The sequence below is a fragment of the Candidatus Leptofilum sp. genome (genome assembly GCF_965223525.1).
Taxonomy (GTDB): domain Bacteria; phylum Chloroflexota; class Anaerolineae; order Promineifilales; family Promineifilaceae; genus Leptofilum.
Genome location: NZ_CBDCWX010000004.1, coordinates 841,600 through 857,318, shown reverse-complemented (window position 1 = coordinate 857,318; position 15,719 = coordinate 841,600). Strand labels below are relative to the sequence as shown.

Sequence of the window (15,719 nt, the reverse complement as noted above, 5' to 3'; positions counted from 1 at the left end):
AATATCGTTGGCAGAACGGGGAGCGGCGTTGTAAGATTGCCACCATGAGCAACCTGAATCCAAACATCCCCACATCTGAACTTGCCGGATTGATGACCACCGCTGGCAGCAAGCTAAAAGAGTACCAGCTCAAGCTGCTAACGCCCCAATTGCTGCTGCGAACCTTTTTAGACGAGCCAAAATCGGTAGCCTACCAAATTTTGCAGCAGCTAAAGGAGCAGCGCGGCTTTGACCTAAACGATTTGACCCGGCGGGTGGAGATGATGGCCCACACCAACAAGGGTCGCAACGCCAAATTTTACTTTACTGATGATTTTGGCAAGGATGTGCCGCTGGATGAGGAGATGTTGGTGGTCATTGACGAGGGATTGACAATGGCGCAAGCGCGGGAAGAACTGAAAGCGGGTTCTGGCCACGTTTTGGCGGCGATGGCGCAGCATCCGGTGACAACGTCGGCCGTTTTGCAGAGGGTGGGGGTGAACCCAACGGCCGTACTCACCCTGCTCAACGACGTGGGGCAAGACGGCACGCCCATCATTCATGATTTTGTCTCCGAGGCAAAAGAAGGTCGCGCTACGGTGGTTTATGAGCGGCAGGAACTGCTGCGCGATTTATTGAGTTTGATTGCGCTGGCGCAAAATCGGCACGTGATTTTGGTGGGGCCAGAAGGTGCCGGCAAGCAAACGCTAGGGCAAAGTCTGGCCCAAGCCATCGCCGAAGGAAATGGTGTCACAGAGCTGCGCTCGCTAGTGCAAATTAGCGAAACGGCCTTGCTAGAAAATCCGCTGGCGGCGATGCGCGCTGGACTGCGCCGAGCCAGCGGCGGTATTTTGCTTGTACCAAACATCCAGCGCTTTTTCGCCGATAAACTGCGTGCGCCATTTCCTGCTCAAGTGAATCGGGAATTGCAAAAGGCGCTGCTGGGCAACGAGCAAATCATCATCGGCACCACCGCGCCGGGGGATTTTGAGCTTCTGAGCCAGAACAATCTTATTCGCCAAAACACGCAGCGGCTGAACGTGCCGCCGACCACGGTAAAAGAAACCATCTCTGTGCTGCACGCCCACCAGGAGCGGCTGAAAAGTGAGTACGAAGTTGAGATAAATTTGGACTCGATGGAAACGGCCGCACAAATTGCCAACCAGTACATGAAAAGTGTCGCCCTGCCTGCCGCCGCCGTGCAGTTGGCTGAACGCAGCTGCGCCCTGGTGCGAATTGCTTCCTCCAGCCCCGAAGTGGTCTATCCGGGCATTGCCCCCGACAATCGGCTAGACCCGGAAGACGTGATGGAAGGCGCAGCGCAAATGACGAACATTCCGGTGAGCAAGCTGGGCGAGGACGAGCGGGGCAAGTACGCCAACATGGTGGAACATTTGCATAAACGGATCATTGGGCAGGAAACGGCCGTTCTGGCCGTGAGCCGCGCCGTAAAAACCGCCAGGGTGGGCTTGCGCGATCCCAAACGGCCGATTGGCTCCTTTTTGTTCCTCGGCCCCAGCGGCGTGGGTAAATCTGAGTTGGCCAAAGCGTTGGCAGAGTTCATGTTTGGCTCGGAAGAGGCGATGCTGGTGCTGGACATGAGCGAGTTTCAGGAGGAAGCCAGCGTCAACAAGCTGATTGGCGCACCGCCCGGATACGTCGGCTTTCAGGGGGGCGGCCAGTTGACCAATTTTGTGCGGGAACGGCCGTATACCGTTGTCCTGTTCGATGAGGTAGAAAAAGCTCACCAGCGCGTCTTTGACGTGCTGCTGCAAGTGATGGAAGAGGGTCGCCTGACGGACAGCCAGGGGCGGCAAGCCACTTTTAGCGAAACCGTCGTCATCATGACCAGCAACCTGGGCGCGCGCCACATGCTCGTGCCATACATCGGCGAAACTGAGAAAAACCTGGTGATGAACGACGTACACAACTTCTTCCGCCCCGAATTTCTCAACCGGCTCGATGAAATCATCCTGTTCCACCAGCTTACATCCGAACAGCTTGGCCTCATTCTCGATTTGCTGCTCAAAAAAGAGTTCCGGCTGGCGGCCAACCAAAACATCGCCCTAACCCTAACCGACGCGGCAAAACAGTGGCTGCTGGCGCAAAATGATCAGCCTGAGTTTGGCGCACGGCCGTTGCGCCGCATCATCGCTCGCCATTTGCGTGAGCCGCTGGCTAATTTCTTACTGAGTCAAGCGGGGGCGGCTGGTGAGGAAACGGCCGTTACCGTTGATGCGGCCAACGATGAACTCATCTTCAAAATGAACTAAGATTCACCACAGAGAGCACGGAGAACACAGAGGTTTTTCTCTTCATCCTCTGTGTCCTCTGTGGCTAAAAAGGAGGGTTTCATGTCTCAAACATTCACCGGAGTTGTGCAGTTTGCCAATGGCGTACCCGCCGCCAACGTGTCCGTTCGCCTGTTCGATGCCGATGTTTTTAGCGAAGATGACGATCTCACCGTGGAACCGGGACTTTCTGACGAGAAAGGGTTGTTTTCTGTCATTTACGACGAGGCACGCGACCTCGATTTTGCCGATATTTTTCGGCCGTATTTGCAATTCAGCTACACCCATCACGGCGAACCGCGCAGCCACAAAGCCGACGTGCAGCCCAACCAGCGGGATTACCGCCTGCCAGAAACACCATCTGTCGAATTTATTCCCGCCACGCATGGTTTTCAATACATCAATCGCTACCCCGGCTACTGGATTCCCTTCTCCGTCCCCTCCATTCCCGACATCCCCAGCGTGAGCAACATTTACGGACTGTGCGGTGGCATGGTGGCTACATCAATGGATTTTCTGCTCGCTGGAAGAAAGATCCCCCAACGCCGCCGTCGTCCAGGGCGGATCACCCCGCTGCACCGCTACATTCACAAGCGGCAAGTAGACAGCCTGACGGCTGGCACCCAGGTGGTGCGCTTTGCCCGCTGGATGGCTATGTCTGACAAGGCCGTCCACCTTCGCACCGCAGGAGAGCTGAAAAAAGTGCGTACCAACCTGGACAAAGGCATCCCCACCCCCATCGGCATGGTCTACGTGAGCACCCGCGACACGATGCAAATTTGGCAAAACCACCAGATTTTGGCTTGCAAATACGAGGAGCTTGATGACGGCCGTATTCGCATCCTTGTTTACGACCCCAACTTCCCCCGCCGCAACGACGTTTTCGTGGACTCCTGGCCTGACAAAGAGACGGGCGGCGTTGCCAGCGTGCAGCGCATTGGCAAAAAAGAGAAAGTCACACGCGGCTACTTCACCATGCCCTACCGTCCCGTCATCCCCCCCACCATCCTCGACGACGACACTGCCAGCAACGAAAAAGACAAACGCGACTTTGGGTAGAAAAATGATATTTTCAATTAAAACAAGGGAACAAGCCTTGAAGACAATACGCAATAGTAGTATTGCCTTCATTATAATTGCCATTTTTCAGTTTGTAGCAAGCATTTTTTTCTTTTCCTCCTTTTTAGAAGGAGGAATTTTGGCAATTTTGGGATTAGCTTTGCATTTTACCAAGAACAAATTTGTGGCAGGTTTATTGCTGCTCTACTCACTTATTCTTATTGCCCCTACATTCATTAATGTTTATAGCCTAGGTAGCTCCATTTTAATTGGTATCCTGATGATTTTTGCCTCAATCAAAGCCTTAGAAGCAACAATTAAGCTTAAGCATTTCAAGCAACAGGAACATCCTGATTAGAACTACTCAAGAGAGGTCTTTATGAATCAATTTCCAAAGCGATTTAAGCAAGGGATTGTGCAAATGTTAAGCACCTCGGAAAGGGCAATTCGTTCAACATTCACCGTCATCGTTGGTGCGACGACCTTGCTCACCGAAACATTGATCCCGGAATCGCTCCGAGGAACCACAACATACAAAGTAACGCTCGGCATGATCCAGCAATACATAATTGAGCAAGTGGCGGAGATGAAGGACGAGGAAGACCTTGAAATTAGCGAGGATTATGCCCAAAGAAAGATGGTGGGAACTGCGTTAGAAGCGGCGGGATTGCTTACTATCGGATTTTCTCCGCTGTGGGCATTTGCCATCATTGGCGATACGGTGGGTGGCAGCAAAGTGTATCTGCATCGGCTGGTAGACCGCCTAAAAGAGGATGGCGTTATTGCTGAGGACGCCGAGGTTGCGGAGCTAACCGATTTATTTGAAGCAATTCAACAAGCAAGCAGCCGCAGCGCAACGGCCGTTGACATGCCACCCCTCTCACGCGAAGAACTCGCTACGCTCTCTGACGAGTTAACAAGTGGATACAGCCAGGCATTTACAAAGTCTGCTAACCTGCTCCCCCAGCTTGATTCCCTGTGGCAGCGCATGGTGCAAACCGCCAACCGCGAGAATATTTCAGTGGAGCAGTTAAGCGGTATCATGACAATGGAAGCGATGAATTGGCGCAAAAAAGGCACGGGCATTGCCAAAGCTGCCGGACGCACCGGATCAGATTTGCTGGATGAAAAGATTTTGGAAAGTTATCGCCAGACGTTGGCAGAAACAGCCGAACAAGGTATTGAAAATTATATGCGCGACCATATGCGGCCGTTCATGCAAGCCGCCCGTTCCCACTTTGATGCCAGCCGCTCCACCTGGATTGAGCGAAAGTTTGGAGGTTCGGCAGACTCAAATGCCTAACTTTAGGCTAATTCCCCAACAGCATCGATGTTTTCAACATGATAACGGCCGTTCTCTACCGAGGGCAATCTATGCAAATCTACACCCCTAACGAGACGAAATATCTTGCTTCTGCTCAAAAGGGCAATTCAGAAGCCTTCACCGCGCTGGTGGAGCCGTACCGCAAGCCGCTGCTTGTCCATTGCTACCGTTTAAGCGGTTCGCTGGATGATGCCGAAGATATTGTGCAGGAAACCTTTGTTCGGGCTTGGCACAAAATCAATGCCTTTTTAGGGGAAGGCTCATTTCGCAACTGGCTGTACACCATTGCCACCCGTCTGTGGCTGGATGAGGTTCGCAAACATAAAAAGCGAGTCTTGTTACCGCTCGATGGTGTCCCAAGCGATCCCACTTCCCCGCCAGCACCGCCATCTGCACCTGCCAGTTGGCTAGACCCGCTGCCAAACAGTTGGCTTGCCAAAACGGATCGCTCGGCCGAATCCTCCTACGAGCTGCAGGAGGATGTTTCTCTTGCCTTTATGGTCGCATTGCAAAAACTAAAGGCACGGCAACGGGTGGTTTTAATCTTGCGGCTGGTTTTTCAGTGGCGGGCCGAGGAGGTTGCCGAGACGCTTGGGGTAACAGTCGCTTCCGTTAACAATCTTCTGTATCGCGCCCGCAAAAATCTGAAAGTTGCCCAGTATGACGAAGCCCCTATCCCAAAACAGCAGCTAGAGCAGTTTGTTCATGCCTGGGAAGCCGGCGATGTGGCGACTCTAATTGAATTACTGCATGACAAAGCCACCTTTGCCATGCCACCAATGGGTGTTTGGTATGCGGGCCGGCAAGCTATCGGACAAGCCTTGCAAAATTTTGTCTTGACGCCAGAAAACAATTGGAAATTGGGGCACACGATGGCAAACGGCCGTTCCGCTTTGGCTATCTACCAATGCACCAAACAGGCTCCAACGTACCAAGCATTTGGCCTCATCTTGCCAATTTTCAGCGATGAAGAAGGCAGGATTACTGAAATCACTGCCTTCCTATCACCACAACTTATTGAACGATTTGGGTTGCCAATGCAGCTAGATTAGGCCATCGCTTTGGCTTCATTGTAACCGTCAATCGCCAAGACGGTATTTGCCACGAAAACGGCCGCAAACATAATTGGGAATAGTGAGGGAGCGGCCGTTTGTAACTGCAATTCCACGTAGGTCAATACAACAGCGGCAACTGTTAGCCCGATGCCCAACAGCTTACGACGGCCGTTGTAAAGTGTCCCTAGCCCCATAAAGAAAAAATTCAAAATAGCTGCAATCCACGGATTTTTTTTCATCTTTTATCTCCTTTTGTAAGTTTGTTTAGAAGTAAAGACGAAAAAGCCAGGGGAAACTTCTCATTGTGGTCGGCGACCTTACCGAACCCAGCGGGGTTGCCAATCTGAAAGTTCGTTATTGGTCAACTGCGTCAGGCCAGAGCCGTCTAGCCGCATGATGAACAACTCATTATCGCCATCACGGCTGGAAGTGAACACAATCCAGTTACCATCTGGCGAAAACGAGGGAGCCAAGTTGTCCCCACTGTTCGTCAAGCGACGGTATTCAGAGCCATCAACAGCCAGCAGGTAAATATCATGTCTACCTGGTGGACCAGCATAAATTGCCAGCCATTGGCCGTCCGGTGACCAATCTGAACGGCCACCAATCTGCTCCAGCGGCACCGGCAATGCCTGTAAATTCGTACCATCTGCTTGAATAAGCTGGTGTGCATATCGTGTTTCGCCAGATGCCTGGTAAGCAAAGGCAATCATTTGTCCATCTGGTGACCAGGTGGGGTCTAGCGAGTCGCCAGGTAAATTGGTAAGCAGGCGCAGCCCAGAGCCGTCTCGGTTCATGACCCAAATACGCTGCTGGCCTGCTTCGGCTCTGGTAAACGCTATCTGACGGCCGTCTGGCGAGTAGGTGGGAGAGTAATCGCCAGCCAGCGGCGAGGAAATGGCCTGAACTTCCTGTTCATCGAGGGCAAGCCTGAAAATTGTAAAAAGGCCTGGTTCGCGACTGGAATACAGAATCTCATTGCGCGCAAGTGAGCCAGAGGCGTACCAGGCGGTGCTGCTGCCAAACGTCAGCTGCTGCTGATTTGCACCGCTGGCCTCGATAGTGCAAATTTGGTCAACAGCCCCATCGAAACAAGTGTAGACAATGAAGCCTTCTGGTGCCGTGGCGGGCACAGAAAGCGGTATTTCATTGAGTACGGCCGTTTCCACCACAACCGCCTCTACTGGTGAGGAGCTTGGGAGAGCTGTGAGGGTTGGCAACACGGCATCTGTACTCAATGGGGTATTGATTGGCGAGTCGGTTGGCACGGCCGTTGCCAGAACAGTGGGCACTGGCGTGGCTTGCAGTAGAGCCAGCAAGGTGTCGTTGTTGGCTGATACGGCCGCTTGCAAGGTGGGCGTATCGGCCAAAAGCTGCTGCACTTGGCTACGCCAAGACGGATTTTGTTCAGCGAGAACGGTTAAATCATCCAGGGTAGCGGCCGTTTGATTCAGCGCGATTTGAGCCAGAGCACGTTCATAGCGTGCCGACAAATTGTCTGGATTCAGCGAAAGCACCACGCTGTAGGCGATGCGTGCGCCGTCATAATCCTCCCGCAGAGCGGCAGCCCGTCCCTGTAGCCAGCTTTCAATCTCAGTAGCCAGCGTGGACTTTTGTGCCTGCACTTGATTTAAGGCATCCATCATGGCGGCCAACACCTGGCTATTTTCAGCGATTTCATCAATGTTCTCGATAGTAAGGGTTTGGTAGAGGACAGTAACGGCCGTTTCCATCTGAAGCTGCAAATCTGGCGTTACGTTACGAAACAGGGCGACTTGCTCTTCGGAAGATAATTCCTGGAACAAGGCCACGCCTTCTGCCTGGTAGCCATCCAATAAGAGCAAATTAGCCAAATTGTCCAGCCGCAGCGTCGGGTTTTCCGTCGCCAGAAAATTATCCCGGTACGAGGCAGCCAAAAGTGCCTCCGTTTGCTGCGCCTGCTGCCAAAAATAAATGCCTGCGCCGCCCAGAATCAGGACGAAAAATAGCGCAAGCAGCCAAAATAGCTGCTTTTGCCGACTTTGGCGCTGCTGACGAATCCAACGATGGCTGAACGTCTGGGCATAAATCCGGTTACGAACAACCAGATGCCTGGCGGCGTTGACCTTAACCAAGCCATAAAGCTTCAGCTCCGTTTGCAGGTCAGACCGTTCATCATTGGCAATTGGCTTCTTGTCCCGGAGAATTGTGCCGTACAGCTTTAGCAGAGCATCTCTTTGCGGGCTGCCGCTCACGCGGCCTTGAATAAATTGCAGATTACTTTCTTCTATAAGCGACCGTTCCGAAAAGAAAAGATCATGCACCAAAACGTCCACATCACCTGGCTGCCAGGTGTGCTGGGTATCCTGGGCAATGGCGCGCGCCACTTTTTGTGTCAGGTAAGGATGGCCGCTTGTCCAATAAAATATGCGTTCCACAAGGCGCTCACTCGGTTGTGGCAGCCCTTTACGCCATACGTTTTGTGCTGCTGGCAATGACAGTTCGCCCAACTGGAGACGTTCTCCTACGTTAAAAGGGGTTCGTAGGCTATCTTTTATGAGATCATTGGGCGCGGCCACGCCTAGCAAAATAAATGCAAGCTGCCCCGCGCCAACGGCCGTTACGTTCTGATTGTGAATGGCGCGAACGGCCGCAAAAAAGTCATCAGAAAAAGGCAGTTTGAGGGCACTATCTACCTCATCTATAAAAATAGCAACCGGTTCCTGAAGCAGCCCCATCACGACTTCCTGCACAAATTTGGTGAACCGCTTGACGTGAGAAAGAGATTGGTGAGCTTGCCACCAATCTTCGGCGTCCACAGGCAGATGTAGCTGGACAACCAAATCGTCTAGCAAGCTGAGATACCAGGTCGTTTCTTCCGCTTGGCCCATGCTGGTTAGATCAATGAGTGCTACCCGATACCCTTGCGCCCGTAGCTGCCTTGCCGTGCGGCTCATCAGGCTGGATTTGCCCATTTGCCGGGTGGTGAGTACGTAGCAAAGCTGGCCTGTTGCCGCCAGGTGCAGCAAGGTAGCATCGGCAGGACGCTCTACGTAAGAGGGGGCGTCAAATCGCAGCGTGCCGCCCGCCACGAAAAAATCGGAGGAGGCTGGTTGGGTGATCATAAGTGGCGGGTGAAGTAACGGCCGTACAGCACACATCTAGGCGCAACGACCGTACCATTTTGCTGTACCAGTCCTGCTTTTTGTAACCGGTGACGCAGCAGGTCATCGCGGCAGCTTTGCCGAGTCACTATTTCCTTCATGGCGGCTCGCAAAGCAGGATCACTCTCAACAAGCTGGCGCAGGTAGCGCAGGTGAGAAATAAAAGGACTCTGCTCTGTTAACGCTATTTGGCTAAAGGCAGCAAAATCCAACGATTGCTTCACGATTGTGTAAAGTGCCAACCGGGTAAGGTAAGGCTGGCCATTGAGCAAGGTGTACAGTTCAGTAACCTCAGCTTTTTTGAGAGGACGGCCGTATCGCTCATTCAAAGCGGCCACCTGGTCTTGGGAAAAATCCGTCAGGTAAAGCATCAAGCCGACGTTGAAGGGAGATTGCTGTAAGTCATTAATGAGCAAATAAGGCTCAGTGGAAATGGCCATAAGCAAAGTAAACGATTGCCATTCGGCATTCCAGGCACGCAAATTGTGCCAAGAGCGGAGTAAGCCAAAAAATTCGGTGTGAAAAGAGGTGGCCAGGAGGCGATCGACTTCATCCAGTGCCAGCACCAGCGTCCCACCAACTGCAGGCAGGATGGCGCGTTCCAGCAGCTTGGTCAGCTTGCGAGACGCCCCCAGCGCACTTTGCCAGCTTGATTCCACAACAGCAGGCGACAAACCTACCTCATCAGCCAGCCAATCGGCCAACAATCGCAAAAACGTATCGCTGTCGGCCATTGCCTCAGAACCAATCGCTTGCAAATCAATGTAGGCAACCCTAGCATCAAGTGCCTGAACAGCCTGATTGGCCCCGCGAATGAGCAGCGACGTTTTACCCACCTGTCGCGGGCCAGTTATGGTGATAGTTTGGCCTGGCTGCTGAATTTGATGTCGCAGTTCCTCATCAGCTTGGCGTTCGATATAAAACGTATCGTCAAGCGGAATTGCGCCGCTGGGAAACGCTAGCCGCAGCAGTGAACTTTCCTCGCGAGGCGCGCCTTCCCAGTCTTGAAGAATCAAAGCCACCAGTTCAATCGCCTGCCGCTGGTCTGTGTAATATTGCCCTCCTTCTGCCAACCCAATCCGGTGCTGGATTTCTGTGCGGGATAAGCCGCGCAAAAAACGCAAGGTGAGAATGGCATAATGCCGCCATTCTCGCGCCAGCCATCGGCTATCTGCTTCGTTTTCTGGTGGCGACTGCCCCACAACCCCCAAAGCGTGAATTGCGCGTCGCAGCACGTCCCGCATAGCAGCGACACGGCCGTTTAAATCATCGGCATAGGCTTTGTGCAGGCGTTCTTTCTCCACAATGTGCAAATTGGCCAGGGGGGATTGGCTTAACTCGGCGGAGCGATGCCACACTTTTAAGGCTTGTTTGAGGGTGTCTGTCCAGTCCGACACAGCAATTTCAGTCACGTCAACGCTCCTGCTTGGCGGTAGGGCAAGCTGCTGCATTTTAGCATAATGCAGAAAGGTTCACTACTGAATTTCTACCGTTCTGGTGCTTAACAAACGCGGCAGAAAGACGGAATTTACCGCCGCAACAAACCTCTAGGATGCGCTTTATGCAAAGGCAACCAGGGGGTTTATCATGACGACAGCACTTTCTCAGCAAACAGTTTCCCGACGCGGCTTTCTCAAGGCAGCCACCGGATTTTTGACACATGCCACGGTTGGTGGTTTCAATCCGCTGCGTGAGCGAGCAGCCATCTTGCCACAAGATGTAGCAATTCCGCCTTCGCTCATGCTGCACAGTCAGGACGCTCAGCTAGCGTTTTTGCCGCCGTTACTTGAGCAGCTAAACCAGGCGGGCTTTACGGCCGTTACCTACCGCAGTTGGCAGCAAATGGTGCGTGAAAACCGCGTGCCTGCAAAACCAATCATCCTCAGCATTGACGATATTTCGATGGCGAAGGGAGCTTGTGCTGCATTTTCCACGTTTGCTCAAATGAAGGAATGGATTCGAGCGGCGGGGATGACGGCCGTTTTTGGCGTCATTACCGAACCCGTGATTAACGGTTCTCCGCAACGGGAGCAAGATGAGGCGCGTTGGGATATTGTACGTGGCTGGCTAGATGAGGGATTCGAGCTAGCAACGCACACTTCTTACCACTCCAATTTTAACGCGATGGACAGTGGCCCACGGTCTGATTTTACGGCCGTAGATTACGAAGCAGAAATTGTACGCTCTGCCCAGCTTATTGAAGCCAAATTGGCGGAGCGAGGGCTAAACTATCCGGTGAGAAGCCTGATCATGCCATATGGCAGCGGTTACTCATACAAATTAACGCCGTCGCAAATACACGCTGGCATTTCGGCCGCCTGTGGGAAAACTAATATCGAATTTGTAATTGGCATTGCCCAGGGAAGAAAACCTCTCTCTATTTACTCCCTTCTGAATGGGCATGAGGTAGTTTATGTAGGTCGCCTGCCGCCAGCTTACTTGGTGGCTGCCGACGGCAAATCTTCTCCTTATGCTGACCTAACTTTTGCCTGGCTCTTGTCCTGGCATGAAGAGAACGATGCTGTTGCAGCAAAACAACCGATGTTGCTCCCACAATAGAATTCACGACTAGGTTGTCTAAAGCTCTAGCTTTAGCACCGTTCCCCCGACGGCGATGACATCACCCGCGCTGATAACGGCCGTTCCCTCCAACATCACATCATTCAACAACGTCCCATTGCGGCTGCCCCGATCTTCCAGCCACCATTTACCCTGGCGGCGAGTGATGAGGGCATGTTCGGCACTGGCGTAGCCATCCGGCAAAACCACCGTGTTGCTGGCAGCGCGGCCAATGCTGGTGATGGGCAACAAAGGAAAGGTTGTGTCAATGGCGGGCTGTGCCACCTCGTTGGCAATAATGCGAAGACGGCCGTACGGCCGTTCCTGTTCCACCAAAGCCGCTGCCGTCACCTGCATGTCGCGGTAAATGAGCCAAGCAATCCCCCCTAAAAAACCGAGCAGCAGCAAGCCACTCAACACACGAAAAATCAACAAAATCAGTTCGGGGGTCATGAGGTGTCGGGAGGGCGAATTTGGGTTTCGTCTACTAAATTCGTGGTGGCGCGTGGACGGGGGCGTGGTTGAGTGTCGCCCTCACCATAGATGAGCAGCACGTCACTCAGGGCAATCACGTCGCCAGTGTGCAACACAGTTTCCGTGACGGGCTGGTTGTTCACTTTTGTGCGCCCCCGGTTGCTGACGTCGTACAGGATGAAACGGCCGTAACGCCAGCGAATTTGGGCATGTTTGCGGCTCACTGTGAGGGCATCCAGCACCACGTCGTTGTCGGTGCTACGCCCCAGGCTGATCACAGATTTGGTAAGCGGTACATGATGCTGACCATCCACAATCAAGTACGCATCCAGAGCGGCGATGTCGGCAGCAAACTGAGCCGCGCCATCTTCCGCTATGCGAATTTGGGTAACGGTGTGGTCAGACGGCCGTTCCGCCACTTGCGCCTCAATCACAACATCGCGCGCCCCTTTTGCCGGATCAGCCACCAATGTAAGGTGCGGCAGCTGCGGCAAAGAGAAGTCTGCTTGCTCCACAAAAGCAGCCAAATAATTTTGCAGGGCAACGGCCGTATCCGGTTCAGCCTGGATTAGCTTATCAAACGTTTTGTCGTTGAGATAAATATTGTATTGCGTTGGGTTCAATCCAGCGTGAACATCATTTTCCAGCACGCGAGCCAACGCCGTGGCAATATCTGGCAAGGCCAAGCCACCACCAAAAAAGCGGTTAAAACTGCCTTCAACAAGCTGCTGCGCCAACGCCTCGAATTTTTGGAACGGTGTCTGCTTTGTCATCTTGCGCGTCATTATAAGTTTGGAAAATAAGCACGTCAATCTGTAAGCTAGCTACATTGCATGGTCATAGGCATCCGGTATACTTTCCCTCATCTGCAACCAATAATTATGAAGGATAAATTATGAATTATGAAAGAGATCGCTCCGGTTCATAATTCGTAAGTTATAATTTTTAATTCACAAAAGGATTTTCATGAGCATTGCCAAACAAATCCGGCTCACGTCTTACGCTAGCTGCGCCGGTTGAGCCTCTAAATTGGGGCCAGGGGACCTGGCTCAAGCAATTGCCCCCTTGCGGAAGCTGTTCAAGCCGGAAGATTACCCGGAACTGCTGGTGGGGTTAACCAGGGCAGATGATGCGGCCGTTTACCAACTCAACGATCAGCAGGCCATCATCACCACCACCGACTTCTTCCCGCCAGTTGTAGACGACCCCTACGACTTTGGCGCGATTGCCGCTGCCAATGCCCTATCCGACATTTATGCGATGGGTGGGCAGGTGCTGCTTGCTATCAATCTGGTCGCCTTCCCCGACCATTTGGGCGTGGAGATTTTGAGCGAGATTTTGCGTGGCGGTGCTGAAAAGGTGGCAGAAGCGGGCGCAGTCATCGCGGGTGGTCACAGCGTCAACGACAAAGAACCGAAATATGGCCTGGCCGTCACGGGGCTTATTGATCCCGAAAAAGTGAAAACGAAAGGGGGCGCACAGCCGGGTGACGTGCTGCTGCTCACCAAGCCGCTGGGCGTGGGGGTGGTAACCACTGCGCTCAAAAATGGGGTGACGGATGCGGCTGATGTGGCAACGGCCGTAACCAGCATGAAAACGCTCAACAAAACGGCCGCAGAAGCCGCCCAGCTTGCCAATGCCCACAGCCTTACGGACATCACTGGCTTTGGTTTGCTGGGTCACGCCCACGAGATGGCGCATTTGGGCATGGTAGATTTTCACATCCAGGCGAGCAAGCTGCCCTGGCTCCCTGGCGCATTAGGCTACGGCAAGGGCGGCGCGTTCCCCGGCGGCATGGGGCGCAATCTGGATTATTTTGGCAAATGGGTCAACTTTGGCAATGGCGTCAGCCAACTCATTCAAGACATGCTCATGACTCCGGAAACATCTGGTGGTTTACTGGTGGCTCTCCCGACAGATCAGGTAGAAATATTTATGGCGCATTGTGATACGGCCGTAGCCATCGGCCACGTTTCCACAGGCGAAGGCTTTATTCACGTAATTGAGTAATTTCCCAATTACTCAATTACCTCTATTCCAATTCCCCACAAAACTTATGGACCGAACCATACCTACTTCTGGCAACGAAGAAATTAACCTCTACCTCCGCACCTACTACTCTTTGCTACGTAGCAGCCGCGAGGTGCAAATTAAAACCCTCATAGAAGCCCACAAGCGAATGCACTCCGCGCTGCATGTGCTGGCCGACGAGCCGCAGCCAGACATGGCTGCCTTCATCTACGCCATTTTGCGTATGCCCACCTGCCTAGATCAGCTCCGGCTAATCATTATGGGGCAATCTGAGCAAGTGTTTGCCCAACATGGCTTCCCCGATGTAGAAAGCTGGCAGCAGGTCAGTGCCCCCGGCAGGCGGCGGCGCAGTTTCTTTGACAGCAAGAACCAGCTTGCCGTCTACATTGCCAGCCGCTCTGATATTGACGATCTGATCCCAATCTTGGTGGCTTACCAAATCGAGCGGCGCAAGCTGCGGCAGCTTCTAAACAAAGAAAATGTGATTAAAGAGCTGGAGGGCATCCGAGATAGCAAAGCGAGTGTGCCAACGGGCAATAGTCTTATTCGGCTGGCGCACATGACCACGATTACAGCTGAAGATTTGGCGCGGCTGGCGCAGGTATGGGGTGAGGAGACGGCCGTAAAATTCCTCCACATCGCCCAAACCAAGCAAGAACTATCAATCCGCTCATTGGCAGGCTCTTTGGCCGATTACAAACGAGCGACTCGCCGATGGTGGCGCAATGTGGAACAGAATCTGCCAGAGATACATATGGAAGACCGGCCCGTCTATTTTGTCTCTAGCAACACGCATAGCCTACCCAATCTGCTCAGTGGCTACGCCCTGCACATCGAAAATGACATCCATGCCTTCATCCGCGAAAATGGGTCTGAAGAGCTGCACCGCGAATACCACGACATTTTAGAGCGCAACGTCCCCAGCAGCCGAGAAAACTTTTTGTATTACGCGCTAAAGAAGCTGGAGCAAGATAATCCACAGGTAAGGGCCGCACGGTTGGCAGCAGAGCGCAACATGGGCTTGATTCGCATCCCCAGCGAACACGCTTTTGACATCGAAGTACAGGTCATTCCGCTGAATAGCATCAACCTGAACGGCATGGACGGCCGTTTACGAATCCCCGGGATCGATCTGCTGCAAAAAAGTAATGCGCTCATCATCAATGTGGATTATCCGCTGGGGATGGCAGCCTACCAAGTGCTAACCGAGATTGCCCGCAACATTGCGGAAGTGCGCGGTGTTTACGTAATGGGTAAGGCGGCGACGCTAAACGGCCGTATCGGCGACGTGATGATCCCCAGTGTGGTGCATGATGAACATACTCTCAACACCTACCTGTTCGACAACTGTTTTGCCGCCGATGATGTTGCCCCCTATTTGGTCTACGGCACGGTCATGGACAATCAAAAAGCGATCACCGTTCCCGGCACCTTCCTGCAAAATGAAGGATACATGTCTGTCTTTTACCAGGAAGGGTACACCGACATGGAGATGGAAGCAGGACCGTATCTCAGCGGCATTTACGAGATGGTACGCCCCAAGCGACATCCGTCCAACGAGCTGGTGAATCTGTATAACAGTCCCTTCCCTGTTGGCATTTTGCATTACGCTTCTGATACGCCCTTTAGCAAAGGGAAGAATCTGGGGGCGCAAAACCTCTCTTACTTTGGCATGGATCCCACCTACGCCACCATGATCGCTATTTTACGCGCCATTTTTGAGGCGGAATTGGGGCAAATTAGTAATTGAGTAATTGGGGTAATTACTTAGTTACCCAATTACCTACCATTGGAGACCGACTCA

The 15,719-nt window shown here is 52.9% G+C and carries 13 protein-coding genes; 8 read left to right on the top strand and 5 right to left on the bottom strand.

What is annotated here, in order from left to right; all coding sequences use genetic code 11:
• Positions 1 to 44 precede the first annotated feature (44 nt).
• The 5 genes from ACOQPM_RS03840 to ACOQPM_RS03820 all read left to right on the top strand — a co-directional run bounded on the left by ACOQPM_RS03840 (position 45) and on the right by ACOQPM_RS03820 (position 5,705).
• A complete protein-coding gene (locus ACOQPM_RS03840; RefSeq protein WP_420627904.1) occupies positions 45 to 2,252 on the top strand; it encodes an AAA family ATPase in 2,208 nt (735 codons plus the stop codon).
• Between the two features lie 81 nt (positions 2,253 to 2,333).
• A complete protein-coding gene (locus ACOQPM_RS03835; RefSeq protein WP_420627903.1) occupies positions 2,334 to 3,329 on the top strand; it encodes a hypothetical protein in 996 nt (331 codons plus the stop codon).
• Between the two features lie 4 nt (positions 3,330 to 3,333).
• Entirely contained in the window at positions 3,334 to 3,687 is a 354-nt protein-coding gene (locus ACOQPM_RS03830; protein WP_420627902.1) for a hypothetical protein, read from the top strand.
• 21 nt (positions 3,688 to 3,708) lie between these two features.
• A complete protein-coding gene (locus tag ACOQPM_RS03825; protein WP_420627901.1) occupies positions 3,709 to 4,632 on the top strand; it encodes a hypothetical protein in 924 nt (307 codons plus the stop codon).
• A gap of 38 nt (positions 4,633 to 4,670) precedes the next feature.
• A complete protein-coding gene (locus ACOQPM_RS03820) occupies positions 4,671 to 5,705 on the top strand; it encodes an RNA polymerase subunit sigma-70 (protein WP_420627900.1) in 1,035 nt (344 codons plus the stop codon).
• Here the strand turns inward: ACOQPM_RS03820 and ACOQPM_RS03815 are convergent.
• From ACOQPM_RS03815 to ACOQPM_RS03805, 3 genes are all read right to left on the bottom strand, one after another.
• On the bottom strand, positions 5,702 to 5,947 hold the full coding sequence (locus ACOQPM_RS03815; protein ID WP_420627899.1) for a hypothetical protein: 246 nt from the start codon (positions 5,945 to 5,947) through the stop codon (positions 5,702 to 5,704). The genes ACOQPM_RS03820 and ACOQPM_RS03815 overlap by 4 nt on opposite strands.
• Before the next feature lie 78 nt (positions 5,948 to 6,025).
• Entirely contained in the window at positions 6,026 to 8,812 is a 2,787-nt protein-coding gene (locus ACOQPM_RS03810; protein ID WP_420627898.1) for an AAA-like domain-containing protein, read from the bottom strand.
• A complete protein-coding gene (locus ACOQPM_RS03805) occupies positions 8,809 to 10,263 on the bottom strand; it encodes an AAA-like domain-containing protein (RefSeq protein WP_420627897.1) in 1,455 nt (484 codons plus the stop codon). Before ACOQPM_RS03805 ends, ACOQPM_RS03810 begins: the two co-directional genes overlap by 4 nt.
• A 175-nt stretch (positions 10,264 to 10,438) precedes the next feature.
• On the opposite strand from ACOQPM_RS03805, the gene ACOQPM_RS03800 reads away from it, so the two are divergent.
• The gene (locus tag ACOQPM_RS03800; protein WP_420627896.1) at positions 10,439 to 11,410 is read left to right on the top strand and encodes a polysaccharide deacetylase family protein; all 972 of its coding nucleotides are present in this window, start codon (positions 10,439 to 10,441) and stop codon (positions 11,408 to 11,410) included.
• Between the two features lie 18 nt (positions 11,411 to 11,428).
• On the opposite strand, the gene ACOQPM_RS03795 is transcribed toward ACOQPM_RS03800, so the two are convergent.
• A complete protein-coding gene (locus tag ACOQPM_RS03795) occupies positions 11,429 to 11,863 on the bottom strand; it encodes an FHA domain-containing protein (RefSeq protein ID WP_420627895.1) in 435 nt (144 codons plus the stop codon).
• On the bottom strand, positions 11,860 to 12,657 hold the full coding sequence (locus ACOQPM_RS03790; protein ID WP_420627894.1) for an FhaA domain-containing protein: 798 nt from the start codon (positions 12,655 to 12,657) through the stop codon (positions 11,860 to 11,862). The genes ACOQPM_RS03795 and ACOQPM_RS03790 overlap by 4 nt, the downstream gene beginning before the upstream one ends.
• A 193-nt stretch (positions 12,658 to 12,850) precedes the next feature.
• On the opposite strand from ACOQPM_RS03790, the gene selD reads away from it, so the two are divergent.
• Positions 12,851 to 13,894, top strand: coding sequence for a selenide, water dikinase SelD (gene selD, locus ACOQPM_RS03785; protein WP_420627893.1), 1,044 nt, complete (start codon positions 12,851 to 12,853; stop codon positions 13,892 to 13,894).
• A 46-nt stretch (positions 13,895 to 13,940) separates the two neighbouring features.
• Positions 13,941 to 15,665, top strand: a complete 1,725-nt coding sequence (locus tag ACOQPM_RS03780; protein ID WP_420627892.1) for a DUF6909 family protein — start codon at positions 13,941 to 13,943, stop codon at positions 15,663 to 15,665.
• The last annotated feature ends 54 nt before the right edge of the window (positions 15,666 to 15,719 follow it).

Excerpts from the sequence above, each read along its gene's own strand:
- ACOQPM_RS03780 (WP_420627892.1), top strand. The coding sequence starts at position 13,941 with ATGGACCGAACCATACCTACTTCTGGCAACGAAGAAATTAACCTCTAC.
- ACOQPM_RS03840 (WP_420627904.1), top strand. The coding sequence starts at position 45 with ATGAGCAACCTGAATCCAAACATCCCCACATCTGAACTTGCCGGATTG.
- ACOQPM_RS03830 (WP_420627902.1), top strand. The coding sequence starts at position 3,334 with ATGATATTTTCAATTAAAACAAGGGAACAAGCCTTGAAGACAATACGC.
- ACOQPM_RS03835 (WP_420627903.1), top strand. The coding sequence starts at position 2,334 with ATGTCTCAAACATTCACCGGAGTTGTGCAGTTTGCCAATGGCGTACCC.
- ACOQPM_RS03790 (WP_420627894.1), bottom strand. The coding sequence starts at position 12,657 with ATGACAAAGCAGACACCGTTCCAAAAATTCGAGGCGTTGGCGCAGCAG.
- ACOQPM_RS03810 (WP_420627898.1), bottom strand. The coding sequence starts at position 8,812 with ATGATCACCCAACCAGCCTCCTCCGATTTTTTCGTGGCGGGCGGCACG.
- ACOQPM_RS03825 (WP_420627901.1), top strand. The coding sequence starts at position 3,709 with ATGAATCAATTTCCAAAGCGATTTAAGCAAGGGATTGTGCAAATGTTA.
- ACOQPM_RS03795 (WP_420627895.1), bottom strand. The coding sequence starts at position 11,863 with ATGACCCCCGAACTGATTTTGTTGATTTTTCGTGTGTTGAGTGGCTTG.
- ACOQPM_RS03815 (WP_420627899.1), bottom strand. The coding sequence starts at position 5,947 with ATGAAAAAAAATCCGTGGATTGCAGCTATTTTGAATTTTTTCTTTATG.
- ACOQPM_RS03800 (WP_420627896.1), top strand. The coding sequence starts at position 10,439 with ATGACGACAGCACTTTCTCAGCAAACAGTTTCCCGACGCGGCTTTCTC.
- ACOQPM_RS03820 (WP_420627900.1), top strand. The coding sequence starts at position 4,671 with ATGATAACGGCCGTTCTCTACCGAGGGCAATCTATGCAAATCTACACC.